General features: G+C 65.7%; 15 protein-coding genes. 12 read left to right on the top strand and 3 right to left on the bottom strand.

Annotation, left to right across the window (positions count from 1 at the left end; genetic code table 11):
- The first annotated feature begins 14 nt into the window (after positions 1 to 14).
- The 5 genes from AC3WN8_RS28475 to AC3WN8_RS28455 are packed head-to-tail and all read left to right on the top strand — an operon-like array spanning position 15 to position 8,101.
- Positions 15 to 1,361 carry an MFS transporter gene (locus AC3WN8_RS28475; protein ID WP_492672899.1) on the top strand — a complete coding sequence of 449 codons (1,347 nt, stop codon included), beginning with the start codon at positions 15 to 17 and terminating at the stop codon, positions 1,359 to 1,361.
- Positions 1,361 to 2,908, top strand: a complete 1,548-nt coding sequence (locus AC3WN8_RS28470) for an AMP-binding protein (protein WP_492672898.1) — start codon at positions 1,361 to 1,363, stop codon at positions 2,906 to 2,908. The genes AC3WN8_RS28475 and AC3WN8_RS28470 overlap by 1 nt, the downstream gene beginning before the upstream one ends.
- Positions 2,905 to 5,004: a PQQ-dependent dehydrogenase, methanol/ethanol family gene (locus tag AC3WN8_RS28465; protein WP_492672897.1), complete on the top strand. Its 2,100-nt coding sequence runs from the start codon at positions 2,905 to 2,907 to the stop codon at positions 5,002 to 5,004. Before AC3WN8_RS28470 ends, AC3WN8_RS28465 begins: the two co-directional genes overlap by 4 nt.
- The gene (locus AC3WN8_RS28460) at positions 5,001 to 7,061 is read left to right on the top strand and encodes a 3-hydroxyacyl-CoA dehydrogenase NAD-binding domain-containing protein (RefSeq protein ID WP_492672896.1); all 2,061 of its coding nucleotides are present in this window, start codon (positions 5,001 to 5,003) and stop codon (positions 7,059 to 7,061) included. Before AC3WN8_RS28465 ends, AC3WN8_RS28460 begins: the two co-directional genes overlap by 4 nt.
- Positions 7,058 to 8,101: an SMP-30/gluconolactonase/LRE family protein gene (locus AC3WN8_RS28455; RefSeq protein WP_492672895.1), complete on the top strand. Its 1,044-nt coding sequence runs from the start codon at positions 7,058 to 7,060 to the stop codon at positions 8,099 to 8,101. The genes AC3WN8_RS28460 and AC3WN8_RS28455 overlap by 4 nt, the downstream gene beginning before the upstream one ends.
- A gap of 129 nt (positions 8,102 to 8,230) precedes the next feature.
- Here AC3WN8_RS28455 and AC3WN8_RS28450 read toward each other — a convergent pair whose 3' ends face one another.
- The 3 genes from AC3WN8_RS28450 to AC3WN8_RS28440 all read right to left on the bottom strand — a co-directional run bounded on the left by AC3WN8_RS28450 (position 8,231) and on the right by AC3WN8_RS28440 (position 10,496).
- On the bottom strand, positions 8,231 to 8,854 hold the full coding sequence (locus AC3WN8_RS28450; protein ID WP_492672894.1) for a flavin reductase family protein: 624 nt from the start codon (positions 8,852 to 8,854) through the stop codon (positions 8,231 to 8,233).
- A 15-nt stretch (positions 8,855 to 8,869) separates the two neighbouring features.
- Entirely contained in the window at positions 8,870 to 9,670 is an 801-nt protein-coding gene (locus AC3WN8_RS28445; protein WP_492672893.1) for an enoyl-CoA hydratase/isomerase family protein, read from the bottom strand.
- A 106-nt stretch (positions 9,671 to 9,776) separates the two neighbouring features.
- Positions 9,777 to 10,496 (bottom strand): TetR/AcrR family transcriptional regulator, encoded by a 720-nt coding sequence (locus tag AC3WN8_RS28440; protein WP_492672892.1) that lies wholly within the window; start codon positions 10,494 to 10,496, stop codon positions 9,777 to 9,779.
- Between the two features lie 297 nt (positions 10,497 to 10,793).
- On the opposite strand from AC3WN8_RS28440, the gene AC3WN8_RS28435 reads away from it, so the two are divergent.
- Genes AC3WN8_RS28435 through AC3WN8_RS28405 form a run of 7 tightly spaced genes read left to right on the top strand, consistent with a single transcriptional unit; the run spans position 10,794 to position 18,581 of the window.
- The gene (locus tag AC3WN8_RS28435) at positions 10,794 to 11,951 is read left to right on the top strand and encodes an acyl-CoA dehydrogenase family protein (RefSeq protein ID WP_492672891.1); all 1,158 of its coding nucleotides are present in this window, start codon (positions 10,794 to 10,796) and stop codon (positions 11,949 to 11,951) included.
- Positions 11,952 to 11,962: 11 nt separating this feature from the next.
- Positions 11,963 to 13,102 carry an acyl-CoA dehydrogenase family protein gene (locus tag AC3WN8_RS28430; RefSeq protein ID WP_492672890.1) on the top strand — a complete coding sequence of 380 codons (1,140 nt, stop codon included), beginning with the start codon at positions 11,963 to 11,965 and terminating at the stop codon, positions 13,100 to 13,102.
- A gap of 35 nt (positions 13,103 to 13,137) precedes the next feature.
- Complete coding sequence (locus AC3WN8_RS28425; protein ID WP_492672889.1) at positions 13,138 to 14,142, top strand: NADP-dependent oxidoreductase; 1,005 nt, start codon at positions 13,138 to 13,140, stop codon at positions 14,140 to 14,142.
- Positions 14,142 to 15,365 carry a CoA transferase gene (locus tag AC3WN8_RS28420; protein ID WP_492672888.1) on the top strand — a complete coding sequence of 408 codons (1,224 nt, stop codon included), beginning with the start codon at positions 14,142 to 14,144 and terminating at the stop codon, positions 15,363 to 15,365. The genes AC3WN8_RS28425 and AC3WN8_RS28420 overlap by 1 nt, the downstream gene beginning before the upstream one ends.
- A complete protein-coding gene (locus tag AC3WN8_RS28415) occupies positions 15,362 to 16,189 on the top strand; it encodes an HTD2 family dehydratase (RefSeq protein ID WP_492672887.1) in 828 nt (275 codons plus the stop codon). Before AC3WN8_RS28420 ends, AC3WN8_RS28415 begins: the two co-directional genes overlap by 4 nt.
- Before the next feature lie 12 nt (positions 16,190 to 16,201).
- Positions 16,202 to 17,347 (top strand): acyl-CoA dehydrogenase family protein, encoded by a 1,146-nt coding sequence (locus AC3WN8_RS28410; protein WP_492672886.1) that lies wholly within the window; start codon positions 16,202 to 16,204, stop codon positions 17,345 to 17,347.
- A gap of 25 nt (positions 17,348 to 17,372) precedes the next feature.
- Complete coding sequence (locus AC3WN8_RS28405; RefSeq protein ID WP_492672885.1) at positions 17,373 to 18,581, top strand: acetyl-CoA C-acetyltransferase; 1,209 nt, start codon at positions 17,373 to 17,375, stop codon at positions 18,579 to 18,581.
- Positions 18,582 to 18,721: the final 140 nt, after the last annotated feature.

Raw genomic sequence — 18,721 nt, 5'->3', positions numbered from 1 at the left:
GGAGGAGAGAGTTGATGGCGACCGAGCAACCGACCGCGACAGCCCCGAACATCGCTGTGCCCTTCCGCAGCTGGTGGATGGTCGCGGTGCTGTTCACGCTCTACGTCTTCTCCTGGCTCGACCGGCTGATCATCAGCATGCTGGTGATCCCGATCAAGGCCGATCTGGGCGTCAGCGACTTCCAGATCGGGCTGCTCACCGGAACCGCTTTTGCCATCGCCTATTCGATATTCGGCCTGCCGCTCGGCTGGGCGGTCGATCGCTTCACCCGGCGCTGGATCATCCTGGGCGGCGTGCTGCTCTGGGCGACGGCGACGGTCGCATCGGGCATGGCGGACAGCTTTGCCCATCTGCTGATCGCACGGATCTGTGTCGGCATCGGTGAAGCGGCCTTGTTGCCCGCCGCCTATTCGCTGCTTGCCGACGAGTTTCCGCGCGAGCGGCTGACGCTCGCGACCTCGACTTTCCAGATGGGGGGCAAGGCCGGATCCGCCGCCGCCTTCGCGCTCGGCGGCATCGCCATCGCCTATGCCGCGACCCTGCACGGCACCAACCTGCCTTTGCTCGGCTATGCCGAACCCTGGCAGATCGTCTTCGCGATGGTCGGCCTGCCCGGTTTCATTCTTGCGCTGCTACTCTTCACCTTCCGCGAACCCGCCCGCCGCAATCCGACGACCGCCGCGCAGATGGCGGCCCAGTCCGACTGGGCGCTGCTCGGCGAATTCCTCCGCACCCACCGGGCATTGATGGTGCTGATGCTGCTCAGCTTCTCGTCGCTCGCGATCTGCGGCTACACGCTCACCAACTGGGTGCCGACCTATCTGACGCGCGCCTTCGGCTGGACGCCGCTGCAATATGGCTTTCCAGTCAGCATATTGAACCTGATCGGCGGTGCATCTTTGGTCGTCACGGGCGCGGTGGTCGATCATTTCTTCGCCAAGCGGGGGATGAAGGATGCGCATCTGCGCGTCTATTCCTGGCTGCTGCTCGTCATCGCGCCTGCCGCTGTGATGCTGTTCATCACCGGCAGCCCCTATATCTTCCTGGCCTGTTATTGCGTCGTGCAGTTCGCGACCGTGCCGTTCATGGTCTACGCATCGTCGGTGGTTTCGCTGCTTGCGCCCAATCGGGTGCGCGGCAAGCTGATCGCGGGCTTTCTGTTCTGTTTCACCATGCTCGGCCTGGGCGCCGGTCCGGCGCTGGTCGGCGCGCTGACCACCTTCGTCTTCGCGTCGGATGCGCGGATCGGCACGTCGATGATGATCGTCGTCGTCGGCTGCTACGGAATCGCGTTCCTGACGATGCGGATGGCGCTGCTTTATCTCAGGCCGGCAATCGAACGCGCGGAGGGCCGGGGCTGATGTCGCTGTTGATCCATGACATGAGCGCCGAACGGCGCGACCGGCTCGCCCTTGCCGACGAGCGGATGCGCCTGAACTGGGCGGAACTGGATGCGGTGATGAACCGCGCGGTCAATGCGATGCTGGCGCTGCCCTTCGATCGCGTACGCCGCGTCGCGGTGTTCGCGCCCAACGCCGCCGAACCCGTGATCGCTTATGTCGCGGGCCTGCTCGGCGGCATCTCGACCGTGCCCGCAAGCTTCCATCTGACCGCAGGCGAGCTTGCCTATATCCTCTCCGACTCTCAGGCGAGCGCGCTGTTCTGTGGCCCCGAAACGCTCGACAAGGCGATCGAGGCCGCGCGCGAGGCGGGGGTCTCGACGGTGATCGCCTGGCGGTCTCCATCGCGTGAAGGCGTGATGGGCTGGGATGACTGGCTGGCCGCGGCGTCCGATGCCGAGCCGCCAAGCGACATGACGCCCGCACCGCATCTCCACTATACCTCGGGCACCACGGGCAAGCCCAAGGGCACCGACACGCCGCCAAGCTATTTTCCGCCGGCCGAGACCATCGCGGACTATGCGCAAATCATGCGCGCGCGCGCCGCCGCGCTGCCCGATGGTCCGTCGATGGCGGTGGGGCCGCTATACCATACCGGCCCGCTCACTTCGGTCCGCGCGGTGATCGGCGGCACGCCGCTGGTGACGGTCGAGCATTTCGATCCCCAGACCGTGCTCGCGACGATCGAACGCGAAGCCATCGCCGGCTGCGTGATGGTGCCGACGCATTTCCAGCGGCTACTGTCGCTGCCCGACGATATCCGCGCGCGTTACGACCTCTCGTCGATGAAGCGGCTGGCGCATACCGGCGCGGCCTGCCCGCGCGACGTGAAGCAGCGCATGATCGACTGGTTCGGGCCGGTCCTGGTCGAGGCCTATGGCGGCACCGAATCCGGCACCACGACGATGATCACCTCGCCCGAATGGCTGCGGAAACCGGGTTCGGTCGGCAAGGCGGTTCCGCCCTTCGAGGCGGTGATCCTGGGCGAGGACGGCAGCGAGCTCGGCACCGGCGAAGTCGGCCAGCTCTTCTTCCGCGACACCACCGGGCGCGGCATCGTCTATCACAATGATGCGGAGAAGACGGCGGCGGCGCATGTCTCCCCCGGCGTCTTCACCCTCGGCGAGATGGGTTATGTCGACGATGAAGGCTATGTCTTCATCACCGATCGCATCTCCGACATGATCGTCTCGGGCGGGGTCAATATCTATCCGGCCGAAGCCGAGCATGTGCTGCTCCAGCATCCCGGCGTCGCCGACGTCGCGGTGATCGGCGCGCCCAATGCGGAAATGGGGGAGGAAGCCAAGGCGCTCGTCATTGCCGCCGACCCCGCATCACCGCCGACGCCGGAGGCGCTCAACGCCTTCTGCCGCGAACGGATCGCCGGTTATAAATGCCCGCGTTCCTACGAATTCGTCGACGATATCGGCCGCAACGCGATGGGCAAGGTCAACAAGCGCGCGCTCAAGCAGCGTTTCTGGCCGACCGGCCGGACGATAGGAGGATGAAGGCGATGGGTCTGCGTGGATTGGCGGCCCTGTGCGGCCTGTTGCTGATCGCGGCATGCAGTGGATATTCCGCTGACGATGGCGGCGACGGCAAGAACTGGCCCGGCTATGGCGGCGATCATACCGAGCGCCATTTCAGCCCGCTGACGCAGATCAACGCGGAGAATATCGGCCAGCTCGGCCTTGCCTGGTTTCACGACATCGACGTGATGCCGAGCGCGCAGACCGCGCCGATCGCGGTCGATGGCGTCTTCTATTTCGCGGCCGGCCACAGCATCGTCCATGCGCTCGACGCGAAAAGCGGCACGGAGCTGTGGCGTTACGATCCCGAGGCGCCGCAAAAGGCTGGCGAGAAGCTGCGCTCGGCCTGGGGCATTCGCGGCATCGCCTATGGCGACGGCCGGATCTACACGGGCACCGTCGATGGCCGGCTGATCGCGCTCGATGCGAAGACCGGCAAGCCGCTCTGGTCGGCGATGACGATCGAGGCCAATGACGGCCGCTACATCTCCGGCCCGCCGACCTTTTTCAACGGCAAGGTCATCATCGGCCATGGCGGCGGCGATTTTGCCCCGGTGCGCGGCTATGTGACGGCATATGACGTCAAGACCGGCAAGCAGCTCTGGCGTTTCTACACAGTGCCCGGCGATCCGGCGAAGGGGTTCGAGGACGAGACCCAGGCGATGGCCGCCAAGACCTGGACGGGCCAATGGTGGAAATATGGCGGCGGCGGCACCGCCTGGAACGCGATCACTTTCGATCCCAAGTTCAACCGTATCTATATCGGCACGGGCAACGGCGCGCCGTGGAACCAGAAGATCCGCAGCCCCGGCGGCGGCGACAATCTGTTCGTCTGCTCGATCGTCGCGCTCGACGCCGACACCGGAAAATATGTCTGGCATTATCAGATCAATCCCGGCGAGACCTGGGATTACAACGCCGCAATGGACATCACGCTGGCGGACCTGCCTATCGACGGCAAGACGCGGCCGGTGATTCTCCACGCGCCCAAGAACGGCTTTTTCTACGTCATCGACCGCGAGAGCGGAAAGCTGCTCTCGGCCGAGAAGTTCGTGAAAAACGTCACCTGGGCCGACCGCATCGATATCAAGACCGGCCGTCCCGTCGAAAATCCGGCGGCGCGCTATCCGGGCGGCAAGCCTTTCACCGTCTTCCCCTCGCCGGTCGGCGCGCACAGCGTGGAGGCGATGGCGTTCAGCCCGAACACCGGCCTCGTCTATATCAACGCGATCGAACAGGGGCGAATCTATGCCGATCCGCCGGGCGATCTCAGCCAGTGGACATTCGCGCCGGGCCAGGTGATCAACACCGGCGTCGGTGCGCCGCCGCCGGGCAGCAAGGTTGAACCTGGAAACACGAACACGCTGCTCGCCTGGGATCCGGTGAAGCAGAAGCCAGCCTGGTCGATCCCGCTGCCCGGTTTCAAGAATGGCGGGACGATGGCGACAGCCGGCAACCTCGTCTTCCAGGGCAATGTGAAGGGTGAGTTCGCGGCCTACGATGCGAAGACCGGCCGGAAGATCTGGTCGTTCGATGCACAGAACGGCATCCTCGCCCATCCGATCAGCTATGAGGTCGACGGCGTCCAATATGTGAGCGTGATCGCCAGCTGGCGGGCCAGCACCGAAATGGGGCCGGGGCTCGGCTGGGACTATCGCCAGCAGAAGCGCCGCGTGCTGACCTTCGCGCTGAACGGCAAGGCGAAACTGCCCGCTGCCGACATGACACGCCTGCCGTTCCAGGACGATCCCGCTTTCAAGCTCGATCCGGCCAAGGTCGAGCGCGGCCGCGCGCTCGTCGGCGCGCATTGCGGCCTGTGCCACGGCGCGGGCCTCAAGGCCGGCGGCGCGGCACCCGATCTGCGTAGCTCACCAGTGCCGCTCGACGCCGGGAGCTTCGCCGCGGTTGTCAGTGAGGGCGCGCTCGTTCCCAACGGCATGCCGAAATTCGCCGAATTCTCGCCGGCCGATCTCGACACCATGCGCCATTTCATCCGCAGCGAGGCGCGTGCCGCGATCAGCGGCAAGGCGTCGTCGCAAGCGGCCCCCACCGGAGCATCAGAGGGAATCAGATGACGTTGAACGATGTGACCGATTACGCGCTCGAGGACGGCATTGCCGTCGTCACGATCGCTTCCCCGCCGGTCAACGCGCTTTCGGCAAAGGTCCGGACGGGCATCCGCGACGGTGTCGAGCGCGCGGTCGCGGATCCGGACGTGACCGCGATTGTGCTGATCTGTGAAGGCCGCACTTTCTTCGCCGGCGCCGACATCACCGAATTCGGCAAGCCGCCGGTCAGCCCGACTCTCGTCGAGTTGCAGTCTGTCGTCGAAGCGGCGTCGAAGCCGGTGATCGCGGCACTCCACGGCACGGCATTGGGCGGCGGGCTCGAACTGGCGTTGGTCGCACATTATCGCATCGCTGTGCCGTCGGCCAAACTCGGCTTGCCCGAAGTGAAGCTCGGCCTGCTGCCGGGTGCGGGCGGTACGCAGCGATTGCCGCGCATCGTCGGCGTCGAGGCGGCGCTGGAGATCATCACCAGCGGCCGGCAGGTTCCCGCGCGGGAGGCGCACGACACCGGCCTGATCGACGCGCTCGCCGATGAAGGCGGATTACGCGCGGGCGCGATCGCATTGGCCAGGACCGTCGTCGCCGAAGCGCGGCCGTTGCGGCGGATCCGCGATCTTCCGCTCGAAGCCGATCCCGAAGTCTTCGCCACGTTCCGCAAGGCCAATGCCCGCAAGTTTCGCGGCTTCGATGCGCCCGAGGCGATCATCCGCTGCATCGAGGCGGCCGTCTCCATGGATTTCGATGCCGGCAAGCGCGAGGAACGCCGTTTGTTCGAGGGGCTGCTTGCCGGTTCGCAATCCGCCGCGCAGCGGCACGTCTTCTTCGCCGAACGCCAGGCCGCCAAGGTGCCGGGCATCGATGCCGATACGCCGGTGCGGGCGGTCGCCAGGGTCGGCGTGATCGGCGCGGGCACGATGGGCGGCGGCATCGCGATGAATTTCCTCAATGCCGGCCTGCCGGTGACGATCGTCGAGACCGCGCAGGACGCACTCGATCGCGGCCTTGGGGTGATCCGCCGCAACTATGATGTCAGCGCGAGCAAGGGAAAGCTGAAGCCCGAAGATGTCGCGGGTCGCATGGCCTTGCTCACACCGTCGCTCGACCTGGCCGACCTCGCCGATTGCGACCTGATCATCGAGGCGGTGTTCGAACAGATGGACATCAAGACCGCGCTGTTCGCGCGGCTCGATGCGATTGCGAAGCCGGGGGCGATCCTTGCGTCGAACACCTCCTATCTCGATCTCGATGAAATCGCGGCCGCGACGGCGCGCCCCGCCGACGTCATTGGCCTGCATTTCTTCTCGCCGGCGAACGTCATGCGTTTGCTCGAGATCGTGCGCGGCCGCGAGACCAGTGCCGATGCGATCGCGACGGCGATGCAGGTCGCTAAACGCATCGGCAAGGTCGGCGTGGTCGTCGGCAATTGCTTCGGTTTCGTCGGGAATCGCATGCTCGCGCAGCGCCAGCGCGAGGCGGAAAAGCTGATCCTGGAAGGCGCCTTGCCCTGGGACGTCGATCGTGTGCTCCACGATTTCGGTTTCCCGATGGGGCCGTTCCAGATGCGCGACATGGCGGGCATGGATGTGGGCTGGAATCCCGAGACGTCTTCGTCGTCTACCGTGCGCGAAATTCTCAACGAAATGGGCCGGCGCGGCCAGAAGACCGACGCCGGCTATTATGATTATGACGCGGCGCGCAAGGGCACGCCGTCCCCCGTGGCCGAGACAGTGATCCTCGATTTCGCGGCACGGCAGGGCATTGTCCGTCGTTCGGTCTCCGACCAGGAGATCGTCGAACGCTGTCTCTATTCGATGGTCAATGAAGGCGCGAAGATCCTCGACGAGGGCATCGCGGCACGCGCGTCCGACATCGATGCCGTCTGGATCACCGGCTATGGCTGGCCCGCCTATCGCGGCGGGCCGATGTTCTGGGCGGAACTGGAGGGGTTGCCAAAGATCCTCGACCGGCTCCGCGCCCTCCATGCCGAACATGGCGAGGAATTCCGACCCGCGCCGCTGCTCGAACGGCTGGTGGCAGCGGGCAAGGGATTCTCCACGCCATGATGCCACCGATTCCGCGCCGGACGATGCTCGGCTCGCTGCTGGCGACGGCCACGCTCGCTGCGTGCTCGCGTTCCGACTTTGCTGGCGGCGTATCGCCGCGACCGATGTCGCTGGAGGCGCTGGAACTGGTGGCCGACGGGATCGAACGCCCCGAAAGCGTCGCGCTGGCGCGGGACGGCCGCGCTTATGTTTCTTCCGCCGCCGCCGCGGTGATCGAGATCGCGCCGGGCGGTGCAAGGCGCCCGATCGGTGTCGCGCCGGCTGCCAATGGCATCGCGCTCGATCGTCAGGGGCGGATGATCATCGCCAATTTCGGGCTGCTCAAGAATTTGCCCGGCACGCTCCAGCGGCTGGATCTGGAGAGCGGCGCGATCGAGACCATCGCCGCGGAGATTGGCGGACGCCCCCTCGTCGCCTCGAACGGCCCGGCGCTCGGCCAGGACGGATCGGTCTATTGCACCCATTCGACCTGGTCCGATCCCACCAATATCGGCACGACCAACCCGGCGGGCTTCGTCTATCGCGTCGATCCGGCGGGCCGGGTGGAGATGGTGCATGAGGGTATTCGCGGCGCCAATGGCTGCTGCTTCGATGCCGATTTCAGCCATCTTTACGTCGCGCAGACCGCGGCCGGCAATATCGTCCGGCTCACCCGCGGCCGCGACGGGGGCTATGGCGATCCCGTCATCTGGGGCCCGCAACTCGGCGAGGCGCCCGACAATCTCCAGGCCAGCACGATCGTTGCGATGCCGCCCGCCGAGCGCGTCCGGCTCGGCCATCCCGACGGCATCGCCTTCGACGCTGCGGGCAATCTCTGGGCGACCATTCCCTTCGCCAACCGCATCGTCGCGATCACCCCCCGGGGGCAAGTGATCGACGTGATCGTCGATGCCGGATCGGCGAAGATCCAGATGCCGACCGGCCTCGCCTTTGGTGGCCCGGACCTGCGCGAGCTTTACATCGCGTCGATGCGCAACGGGAAATTGTGGAAACTGCGGGTGGACACGCCGGGCTTGCCGCTGCCGCACTGGCGGGGTTGATGCTTGCTCACTTTCCCGTTCGCTTCGAGCAGCGTCGAGAAGCCCAGCACTGAACCCTTCTCGACTACGGTTCTCGACAAGCTCGAATCTTCGCTCGAAGCGAACGGAAAGGAGGATGAGCGGGCAGGCTCAGCGCCCTGCCATCCAATCCGGATCATAATCCAGCCGGTCGATCTGCATCCGGTCCGAATTGCGGACATACCAGCCGCTGCCGTGCGTGCGTCCGATCAGCTTCATCGCCGGCGTGTCGAGATAGAGTTTGACGGGATCGAGCACGAATTCGTCCTTGATGTGCGTCACCAGTATCTCGCCCAGCACCACCGATTGCCGCGGAAAGTCGATCACCTGCACCAGGCGGCATTCGAAGCTGACCGGGCTGCTCGCGATCCGTGGCGGTTTTACCGCGGTCGACGGCACTGTCTCGATCCCGGCATAGTCGATCTCGCTGACCTCGTCGGGCGCATCGACGCTGGTCAGCACCATGCGTTCGGCATCGTCCTCGCACACCAGATTGACGACATATTCGTGCGTAGCGACGATGTTCGACGCCGTGTTCTTCAGGCCCTTATGGACATGATGCTTGAGCAGCCCGTGCACCAGCATCGGCGGATCGTCGCCGACCGCGTTGAAGAAGCTGTAGGGCGCCGCGTTGAGCACGCCGCTTTCCGACAATGATGTGATCCAGGCGATCGGGCGTGGCGTCACCGTGGAATTGAGGATCTTGTAGCGTGCCGCGAGCGGCAGGCTGCGCATGTCGAGTTCCACGCGCTAGGCCTTTGGGCGCTTGGCAAAGGCTTCGCGCGCCCGTGCCAGTTCGTCGCCATCCTGCAGGATCGCGCAATAAGCGAGTTCCAACGCATGCGCCGCGTCCAGGTCGCTGCCGCTGGCGGTCTGGAGCAGCCTTTTGGTGAGTTCGACGGCGTGGCGATTGCCCTTGCCGATCGTCGCGGCAAAGGTCAGCGCCGCATCGGTGACGGTGCCGGGATCGTGCAGCCGGCTGACGAGCCCCAGCGCAAGCGCTTCCGCCGCGTCGACCGTTCGTCCGGAGAAAAGCAGATCCGCGGCGCGGTGCCGGCCGAGCTGTCGGGTCAGGAACCAGGCCGATCCGCCATCGGGCACCAGTCCGAAATCGACGAACGGCGCGCCGAACTGCGCACTCGACGATGCGAAGACCATGTCGCAGGCCAGAACCAGGCCCCAGCCCACGCCATAGGCGCCGCCTTCGACCGCGGCGATCACCGGGATCGGCAGCCGTCGCAGCCGGGCGATCACGCGCTGGCCCCATTCGAGCCGTGTCGCGAGCGCCAGCGCACCTTCACCACGCGCCGGCGGGATCTTCAGGTCGCCGCCGACCGAGAAAAAGCCGTCGGCGCCGTGGATCACCAGCGCGCGCGCCGGCGTCTCATGGTCGAGCGAATCGAGCAATTCGGCAAAGGCGCGCCACATTTCGAACGAAACGGCGTTCTTCGCCTCGGGCCGGTCGAGTGTGACGAGAACCACGTCGCCATCGCGGCGTTCGGCCAGGAGTTTCGGCGTGACGGCGCCGTCCGATGGGTGTGAATTCGTCATCGCGCCACGCCTCGCTCTCCGGTCGTTATCGTCGCCGTCCCGCTCCAATATTGCATTACAGGTTAAAATTCTAGCCCGTTTGCACTGGCCTGCGGATTCGCCCGGTTCAGCCTTGCGCGACGGCGTCCTCGATCCGCATCGCCGGCTGCGCGGAAACGGGCGGGCCCGATTGCTGATAATCCTGCAGCGCCTGTTCGATCTCGCGGCGCGCCATGCCGCGCGTTGCGCCCGCCATCACCGTCAGCACGCTCGAAACCAGATGGAGCGTCACGCCGTCATCCTCGATGCGCCCCTGGCACCAGTCGTTCACGATCGCATATTCGCAGCGCACGATATCGTCGGCCAGCGTGTCGACGTCGATCCAGGGCTGGAGCTGGCGGCGGGCCTTCAGCGCCTGGATCCATTGCAGATTGGGTTTCACCGCCATCGAATGCATCGTCGTCCAGATGTCGGGATCGGCATTGGGCGCGAAATAGAGCGACATGATCGCGCTGATATAGTTGCGGATCTGGCGGTTGCGCTCGATCACGAACACCATCCGCTCGATGTTGCGCTTCATCGTGCCTTGCGGGCCCGTATAGGGCAGGCGCGAGATGAAGCGTTCGAAATATTCGTGGATCGCGATCGCGACCATGCGCTCCTTGGTCTGGAACGCATTGTAGAGGGTGCGCTTCGCGACGCCGGAGCGCTTGCAGATCTCGTCCATGCTGAAGCCCGAAAGCCCCCGCTCGGCGATCATCTTGCGCGTCTCTTCGAGGATGCGGCGGCGGCGCTCGTGAATGGCCGCGCTGGAATAAACGAGTCCCCGGTCCGGTTCGATTGTCATTAAGCTCTATTGTCCTGCGGGATCCCGGGGCGCGCAGCCGTCACGCGCCTCCGCTCACTATAGAAATCTTGCTCCATCACGCAAGTTTGCTCCCGCCTCCATGCCAACACGGCCTTGCTCCGCAGCGCGAACTGTGCCACAAAAGTATACGGCAATGCAATTTTAGTCGGATCAGAGCCCGCGAATTGCGGCGGTTGAACCGGATATGGTGGCTGTCCCCAATGGGATGGCGATGCAAGCGGGCCGATGGAAGGGAAGTGGAGAGGGGTGGACGTGAACGGGCAGGGAGGAACGGAAATGTTTCGCGCGGAGGTCGCGGCCTGGCTCGACGCGAATTTTCCGCGCTCGCTCGCTTTCAAGAGCCCGCAACCCTATCAGACCGACGCCGCCTATGCCGATGCGGATCCCGATTTCGGCCTGTGGCTGAAACGCGTGGTCGAGCGCGGCTGGGGCGCGCCGACCTGGCCTGTCGATTATGGCGGCGGCGGTCTGTCGGAGGACGAGGCCCGGATCATCGCGGAGGAGATGACGCGGATCGGCGCCTTCCCGCCCAATCGCACCTATGGCCAGATGATGCTCGGCCCGACATTGCTCGAATATGGCACCGAAGAGCAGAAAAGCCGTTTCGTTCCGCCGATCGCGCGTGGCGAAGTGCGCTGGTGCCAGGGTTTTTCCGAGCCCGGCGCCGGCTCCGATCTCGCCTCGCTGCAGACGCGCTGCGAGGACAGGGGCGATCACTGGCTGGTCAATGGCCAGAAGATCTGGACCTCCGGCGCCAACCATGCCGATTGGTGTTTTGCGCTGGTCCGTACCGACACCAGTCGCAAGCAGGGCGGGATCAGTTTCCTGCTGATCGATATGCATGCGCCGGGCGTCGAGGCGCGGCCGATCGAGCTCATCAGCGGATCGACGCATTTCTGCGAGGTCTTCTTCACCGACGTCGCGGTCCCCAAGGAGAATATGGTCGGGGGGATCAACCAGGGCTGGGGGATCGCCAAGCGCCTGCTCCAGTTCGAGCGCGACAGCCTGGCGACCGGGCGTGTCGATGCGCCGAGCCTGGCCGAATTCGCCAAGCGCTATCTGGGGGTCGACGAGCGCGGCCGGATCGCCGACCCCGTGCTGCGCCAGCGCATCGTCGACAATGCGATCCGCAACCGTGCCTATACCCATTATGTCAATCGGTCGGCGGCGGCGGCCAGGGCGGAGAATGGCGTCAGCACCGCCGTCTCGGTGCTCAAGAATCTGGGCGCCGCGGTTTCGCAGGAACGCGCCGAACTCGTCGTCGATATTCTCGGCAACCAGGGGCTGGGCTGGGAAGGGCCGGGCTTTGCCGAGGATGAGCTCGAGGCGACCCGCGCCTGGCTGCATAGCCGCGCCTTCTCGATCTATGGCGGCAGCTTCGAGATCCAGAACAACATCACGGCCAAGCGCGTGCTTGGCCTTCCGTCACGCTGAACGGTCCCGACATGTCCGAACTCACCGAAGAACAGATCATGCTCCGCGATGCCGCCCAGTCCTGGGTGCGCCAGCGCGCGCCGGTGAGCGCCTTGCGCAAATTGCGCGGCAATGGCGCGGCGGTGCGGGGATTCGATCCCGCAACCTATGCCGAGATCGCCGAAATGGGCTGGGCGAGCGTGATCGTGCCCGAAGCGCATGGCGGTGCCGATTTCGGTTATGCCAGCCTGGGGCTCGTGCTCGAACAGCTTGGGCGGACATTGGTCGCTTCCCCTCTATTGAGCTCCGCGCTGGCCGGCGCGAGTGCGTTGCGCCTGGGCGGCACCGCCGCGCAGCAGGCGCAATGGCTGCCGCGCATCGCCGACGGGTCGGCGATCGCGACGCTCGCCGTCGACGAGGGCGCGCGCCATGATCCGGCGGGCATCGGCCTGCGCGCGCAAGCCGATGGTGCCGGCTGGCGGCTGACCGGCAGCAAGCAGCCGGTGCTGCACGGCATGGCCGCCGACCTGCTGATCGTCGCGGCGCGCAGTGCGGGCGCGCCTGGCGAAAGCGATGGCCTCACGCTTTTCCTGGTCGCGGCCGATGCCGATGGCGTCGAACGGACCGGGCTGGTCGAAATCGAGACGCGCGGTGCGGCCGCGATCGATTTCGACGATGTGATGCTAGGCGCGGACGCCGTGCTGGGAGAGGCCGGGAAGGGCGCAGCGCTGCTCGACGCGATCCTCGATCGCGCGCGCATCGGCGCCGCCGCCGAAATGCTCGGTGCCGCGCAGGAGGCGTTCGACACGACGCTCGATTATCTGCGCACGCGCGTCCAGTTCGGCGAGATCATCGGCACTTTCCAGGCGCTGCAGCATCGCGTGGCGGCGCTTTACGGCGAAATCGAACTGACGCGTTCGGCGGTCGAGGCGGCGCTGGCCGCGCTCGATCGCGACGGACCCGATGTTGCCGAGCTGGCATCGATCGCAAAGGTACTGGCGGGAGAGACGCTTCGCCTCGTCTCCGCCGAGATGATCCAGCTTCATGGTGGGATCGGCATGACTGACGAGCATGACGCGGGTCATTATTACAAGCACGCCCGTGTCGCCGACATGAGCTATGGCAGCGCCGCCTATCACCGCGAGCGTTTTGCGACGCTCACCGGACATTGAGCCGCAATGCGCGTGATCGGGACAGGAGACGATAGATGACCATGTCGCGCGAAGTCCGGCTGGTCAGCCGGCCGGTGGGCATGCCCGTCCCCGACGATTTCGAGATCGCATCGGTCGAACTGCCTGCGCCGGGGCCCGGGGAGGTCCAGGTACGCAATCACTGGATGGCGGTCGATCCGGCGATGCGCGGCCGGATGAGCGACGCCAAATCCTATATCCCGCCCTTCGTGCTCGACGCCGCGATGGAAGGGCCGGCGATCGGTGCGGTGGTCGCGTCCAACGACCCCGCTTTCGCCCCCGGCGATATCGTGTTTTCGCGGCTGGGCTGGCGCGAGGCGTTCAATGCGCCGGCCAGTGCGCTCAAACCGCGCGATTGCAGCATCCTGCCCGAACGCGCCTATCTCGGTTTTGCCGGCATGACCGGGCTGACCGCCTATGCGGGGTTGTTCGAAGTGGCGGCGCTCAAGCCGGGCGATGTCGTGTTCGTCTCCGCGGCGTCGGGCGGCGTCGGCTCCAATGTCTGCCAGTTCGCCAAGCTGCGCGGTCATAAGGTGATCGGCGCGGCTGGCGGGCCGGAGAAGGTCGCGTATCTCAAGGACGTGCTCGGCGTCGATGAGGTGATCGACTACAAGGCCGAGCCGAGCCTGACCAAGGCGCTTGCGCGCGCCGCGCCCGAAGGGATCGACGTCTATTTCGAGAATGTCGGCGGCGATCATCTCCAGGCCGCGCTCGCCATCGCCAATCCCAAGGCGCGTTTCGCGCTCTGCGGCATGATCTCGCAATATAATGCGACCGAACCAAATGCCGCGCCGCGCAACCTGATGCAGGCCGTGGTCAAGAGCCTGCGCCTCCAGGGCTTCATCGCACTCGATTATTTCCATCTGGAACCGGCGCTGCTGCGCGAGGTGACGTCATGGTATCAGGCGGGCAAGCTGACCCAGGCGGAAACCGTCTATGACGGCGTGGATCATGCGCTGGACGGCTTTTTCGGTCTTTTTTCGGGCGCGAATCTCGGTCGCACGCTGGTAAAGCTCGGCTGATGTACGATCTCCTCCATGGCCTGCGCGTCGTCGAAGGCGCGGCATTCATCGCCGGTCCGTCCTGCGGCCTGCATCTGGCGCAGATGGGCGCGGAGGTGATCCGTTTCGACAATATCGGCGGCGGGCCGGATTTCCGGCGTTGGCCGCTCGCCCCCAATGGCGCCAGCCTGTATTGGGAAGGTCTCAACAAGGGCAAGAAATCGGTCGCGATCGATCTGTCCTCGACCGAAGGCCGCGAACTGGCGGTGGCGCTGGCCGCGGCGCCCGGCGACAATGCCGGCCTGTTCCTGACAAATTATCCGGCCGAAGGATTCCTGTCCTATTCGGCGCTCAAGGCGGCGCGCGACGATATCATCTGCGTGCGCGTCATGGGCTGGGCCGATGGCGCGCCCGCGCTGGATTATACCGTCAACGCCGCCGCCGGCCTGCCGATGATGACCGGTCCCGTCGACGATGCCCGTCCGGTCAATCATGTCCTGCCCGCCTGGGATCTGCTCGGCGGTGCCTATGCCGCCTTCGCCATGGTCGCGGCCGAACGCGCGCGGCGCGAGGGGCGCGGCGGGGCCGAGATCCGCGTGCCCTTGTCCGATCTCGTCGCATCCAGCCTCAGCCATATGGGGTCGGTCGCCGAGGTGCTGGTGTCGGGCCGGGATCGTCCGCGCATGGGCAATGATCTGTTCGGCGCATTCGGCCGCGATTTCGTCACTGCCGACGGCGCGCGCGTCATGATCGTCGCGATCACGCCGAAACAATGGAAGGGATTGGTGCGCGCGCTCGATCTTGCCGCGCCGATCGCGGTGCTGGAAAGCGAGCTCGGCACGGCATTCGCCGCTGACGAGGCGGCGCGCTTCACCCATCGCGACCGCCTGTTCCCGCTGTTCGAGGCTGCGATCGCCGCGCGCGATCTCGCGACGCTCGGTCCCGCCTTCGAAGCGGGCGGCGTCACTTGGTCGAAATATCAGGGGCTGCATGAGGCTGCGACGCAGGATGGGCGGCTGTTCGCCGCCAACCCGATCTTCCAGACGATGCGCCATCCCAGCGGGCTCGACTATCCCGCATCGGGACCGGCAGGGACGATCGCGGGGCAGCCGCGCGGCCCCCTGTCGCCGGCGCCGCGCCTCGGCCAGCACACCGACGAGGTTCTCGCCACACTGCTCGGTCTCGACAGCGGCGCCATCGGCGCGCTCCACGATCGCGGTATCGTGGCGAGTGCGGCGCCATGAGCCTCGACGACGCGCAGGTCGCGGAATGGTGCGGCTGGATCGGGCGCAGCGAAAGCAATGTCGAAACGCTCCACCGCGAATGCATGCGCCGCTATGCCGCCGCCTCGGGTAGCGATCTCGACATCGAGGCGCGCCAGCCTTCGCTCGGCCATTGGGCCTATTTCCTGCCGATGGTTTCCGCCGCCGGCATCGGCCCCGACGGCCATCCCAAGCGTGGCGGATTCCTTCCCCCGGTCACGCTGCCAAGGCGCATGTTCGCGGCCGGCAGCTTTGCCTTCGAGCAACCCTTGACGCTCGACGTCGAAGCCGAGTTGGTGGCGACGATCCGCGACGTGAAGCATCGCTCCGGCAAATCGGGCGAGCTGGTGTTGATCGAACTGGAGCGCGTGCTGAGCCAGCAAGGTAGCATTCGCCTCACCGAGCGGCAGACGATCGTCTATCGCGATGCGGGCGCGCCGATGGCGGCGGTGCAGGATGCGGATCTTGCCGCCGGGCCGGACGACGAACGCTGGCTGCCTGGCCCGGTCGATCTGTTCCGCTATTCGGCGGTCACCTTCAACGGCCACCGCATCCATTACGATCTGCCTTATGCGACCGGTGAGGAGGGCTACCCCGCCCTGGTCGTCCATGGCCCGCTCACCGCGACCAGGCTCCATGCTTATGCCGCGCGCCGGCTTGGCCGTGCGCCCGCACGCTTCGAATTTCGCGCGGTCGCGCCGCTCTTTTGCGGACAGCCGGTGCTGCTGCGCCCCGGTGCAATTGAAAACGAGATAATCGCCGTCCGTTGCGACGGCACCACGGCGATGATCGCAACCGCCGACTAGACGGGGATTGATATGGACCAGGAAACCTTCGCTCTCCTCCGCGACACCGTTCGCCGCTTCGTCGATCAGCGGCTGATCCCGGCCGAGGATCAGGTCGAGCATGACGATCTCGTGCCCGACGCGATTGTTGCGGAGATGCGCGATCTCGGCCTGTTCGGCCTGTCGGTGCCCGAGGAATATGGCGGGCTCGGCCTCACCATGGCGGAAGAGGCGGCGGTGATCCGCGAACTCACCCGTGCATCGGTGGTGTTCCGTTCGGTGATCGGCACCACGGTCGGCATCGGCAGCCAGGGGATCGTCATCGACGGTACCGAGGAGCAGAAGCGCGAATGGCTGCCCAAGCTTGCGACCGGCGAAGCGGTGGCCAGCTTCGGCCTGACCGAGCCCGATGCCGGATCGGATGCCGCGTCGTTGCGCACCGTCGCGGTCCGCGACGGCGATAACTACCGGATCACTGGCACCAAGCGCTATATCACCAATGCTGGCCGCGCGACGGTCTTCACCCTGATGGCGCGCAGCGAGCCTGACGTGAAGGGCGCCGGCGGCATCTCCGCCTTCATCGTTCCCGCCGACACACCGGGCATCAGCCTGGGCAAGCCCGACAAGAAGATGGGGCAGCGCGGCGCGCATGTGTACGACGTCATTCTCGATGACGTCGTCGTGCCCGCCGCGAACATCATCGGCGGCGTGCCCGGCCTGGGCTTCAAGACCGCGATGAAGGTGCTCGATCGCGGCCGCATCCATATCGCCGCGGTTGCGATGGGCATGTGCGACCGCCTGATCGAGATGAGCCTGCGCTACGCGATGGAGCGCAAGCAATTCGGCCAGCGCATCGCCGATTTCCAGCTCGTCCAGGCGATGCTTGCCGATTGCAAGACCGAGGCGCTGGCGGTCGAGGCGTTGATGGAGCGCGCCGCCGCGCGCTTCGATGCGGGCGAGAAGATCAGCCTGGAGGCGTCGGCGCTCAAATATCTCGCGAGCGAGACCGTCGGCCGCATCGCCGATCGCGCAGTCCAGATCCACGGCGGCGCGGGTTATATTTCCGAATATAAGGTTGAGCGCTTCTATCGTGACGTGCGTGTGCTGCGCCTTTACGAGGGCACTTCCCAGATTCAGCAGCTCATCATCGCGCGCGAAATGATCCGCGCGGCTGGCTAATCGAACGAAAAGGACAGGAATAATCATGCGCAAGGCCGCTATCGTCACGCCGCTCCGCACGCCCGTCGGCAAGTTCATGGGCGCGCTTTCGGGCATGCAGGCCGGCGATCTCGGCGCGGTGATCATCAAGGCGCTGGTCGAGCGTACGGGCATCGACCCGATGCGGATCGACGACGTCGTTTTCGCGCAGGGCTATGGCAATGGCGAGGCGCCGGCGGTCGGCCGTTGGGCCGCACTGGCTGCCGGGCTGCCGATCGAAGTGCCTGGCTATCAGCTCGACCGCCGCTGCGGCAGCGGGCTTCAGGCGGTGATCGACGCCGCGATGATGGTGCAGACCGGCGCGGCGGATGTCGTCATCGCCGGCGGCGTCGAGAGCATGAGCAATGTCGAATATTACTCGACCGACATGCGCAAGGGTGCGCGATCGGGTTCCTCGACGATGCATGATCGCCTGACGCGGGGGCGGCTGATGTCGCAGCCGATCGAACGCTTCGGCGTGATCAGCGGCATGATCGAGACCGCGGAGAATCTCGCCAAGGATTACGGCATCAGCCGCGAGGCGTGCGACGAATATGCGGTGATGAGCCACCAACGCGCCACCGCCGCCTGGGCCGAGAATCGCTTTGCCGAAGAACTCGTTCCCGTCGCCGTGCCGCAGCGCAAGGGCGATCCCGTGATTTTCCAAAAGGACGAAGGCTTCCGCCCCGACGCGACGCTGGAATCGCTGGGCGCGCTCCGCGCGATCGAAAAGGGTGGCGTGGTGACGGCCGGGAATGCCAGCCAGCAGAACGATGCCGCCGCTGCCTGCCTCGTCGTCGCCGAGGACAAGCTGGCCGAACTGGGGCTGGAGCCGCTTGCCTGGTTCCATAGTTGGGCCGCCGCCGGCTGCGAACCATCGCGCATGGGCATTGGCCCGGTGCCTGCCGTCGCCCGTCTGTTCGCGCGCACCGGCTTGAGCTGGGACGATATCGATCTGGTCGAACTCAACGAAGCGTTCGCACCGCAGGTGCTGGCGGTGCTCAAGGGCTGGGGCTGGGATGCCAATGGTTCTTGGCGCGATCGGCTCAACGTCAACGGATCGGGCATTTCGCTCGGCCATCCGATCGGCGCCACCGGCGGCCGCATCCTCGCCAATCTCGTCCATGAACTGCGTCGTCGCGGTGGGCGTTATGGGCTGGAGACGATGTGTATCGGTGGTGGCCAGGGCCTGGCGGCGGTGTTCGAGCGGGCTTGAAACATATCACCGTCGTCATTGCGAGGAGCGTAGCGACGAAGCAATCCAGCGGTTGAAGCATCCCTGGATTGCTTCGCTACGCTCGCAATTGTCTGTTGAAGATAGCGTATGACAGGGATGTTCCGCATTGTCGGGATGCC

This window comes from Sphingobium sp. FW305-3-2-15-F-TSA7, assembly GCF_058787155.1.
The sequence above is the reverse complement of the archived record's forward strand: the minus strand, read 5'-3'. Positions and strand labels throughout refer to the sequence as shown.

Coding starts and splice junctions, on each gene's coding strand:
- AC3WN8_RS28475 (WP_492672899.1), top strand. CDS start 15: ATGGCGACCGAGCAACCGACCGCGACAGCCCCGAACATCGCTGTGCCC.
- AC3WN8_RS28470 (WP_492672898.1), top strand. CDS start 1,361: ATGTCGCTGTTGATCCATGACATGAGCGCCGAACGGCGCGACCGGCTC.
- AC3WN8_RS28465 (WP_492672897.1), top strand. CDS start 2,905: ATGAAGGCGATGGGTCTGCGTGGATTGGCGGCCCTGTGCGGCCTGTTG.
- AC3WN8_RS28460 (WP_492672896.1), top strand. CDS start 5,001: ATGACGTTGAACGATGTGACCGATTACGCGCTCGAGGACGGCATTGCC.
- AC3WN8_RS28455 (WP_492672895.1), top strand. CDS start 7,058: ATGATGCCACCGATTCCGCGCCGGACGATGCTCGGCTCGCTGCTGGCG.
- AC3WN8_RS28450 (WP_492672894.1), bottom strand. CDS start 8,854: ATGCGCAGCCTGCCGCTCGCGGCACGCTACAAGATCCTCAATTCCACG.
- AC3WN8_RS28445 (WP_492672893.1), bottom strand. CDS start 9,670: ATGACGAATTCACACCCATCGGACGGCGCCGTCACGCCGAAACTCCTG.
- AC3WN8_RS28440 (WP_492672892.1), bottom strand. CDS start 10,496: ATGACAATCGAACCGGACCGGGGACTCGTTTATTCCAGCGCGGCCATT.
- AC3WN8_RS28435 (WP_492672891.1), top strand. CDS start 10,794: ATGTTTCGCGCGGAGGTCGCGGCCTGGCTCGACGCGAATTTTCCGCGC.
- AC3WN8_RS28430 (WP_492672890.1), top strand. CDS start 11,963: ATGTCCGAACTCACCGAAGAACAGATCATGCTCCGCGATGCCGCCCAG.
- AC3WN8_RS28425 (WP_492672889.1), top strand. CDS start 13,138: ATGACCATGTCGCGCGAAGTCCGGCTGGTCAGCCGGCCGGTGGGCATG.
- AC3WN8_RS28420 (WP_492672888.1), top strand. CDS start 14,142: ATGTACGATCTCCTCCATGGCCTGCGCGTCGTCGAAGGCGCGGCATTC.
- AC3WN8_RS28415 (WP_492672887.1), top strand. CDS start 15,362: ATGAGCCTCGACGACGCGCAGGTCGCGGAATGGTGCGGCTGGATCGGG.
- AC3WN8_RS28410 (WP_492672886.1), top strand. CDS start 16,202: ATGGACCAGGAAACCTTCGCTCTCCTCCGCGACACCGTTCGCCGCTTC.
- AC3WN8_RS28405 (WP_492672885.1), top strand. CDS start 17,373: ATGCGCAAGGCCGCTATCGTCACGCCGCTCCGCACGCCCGTCGGCAAG.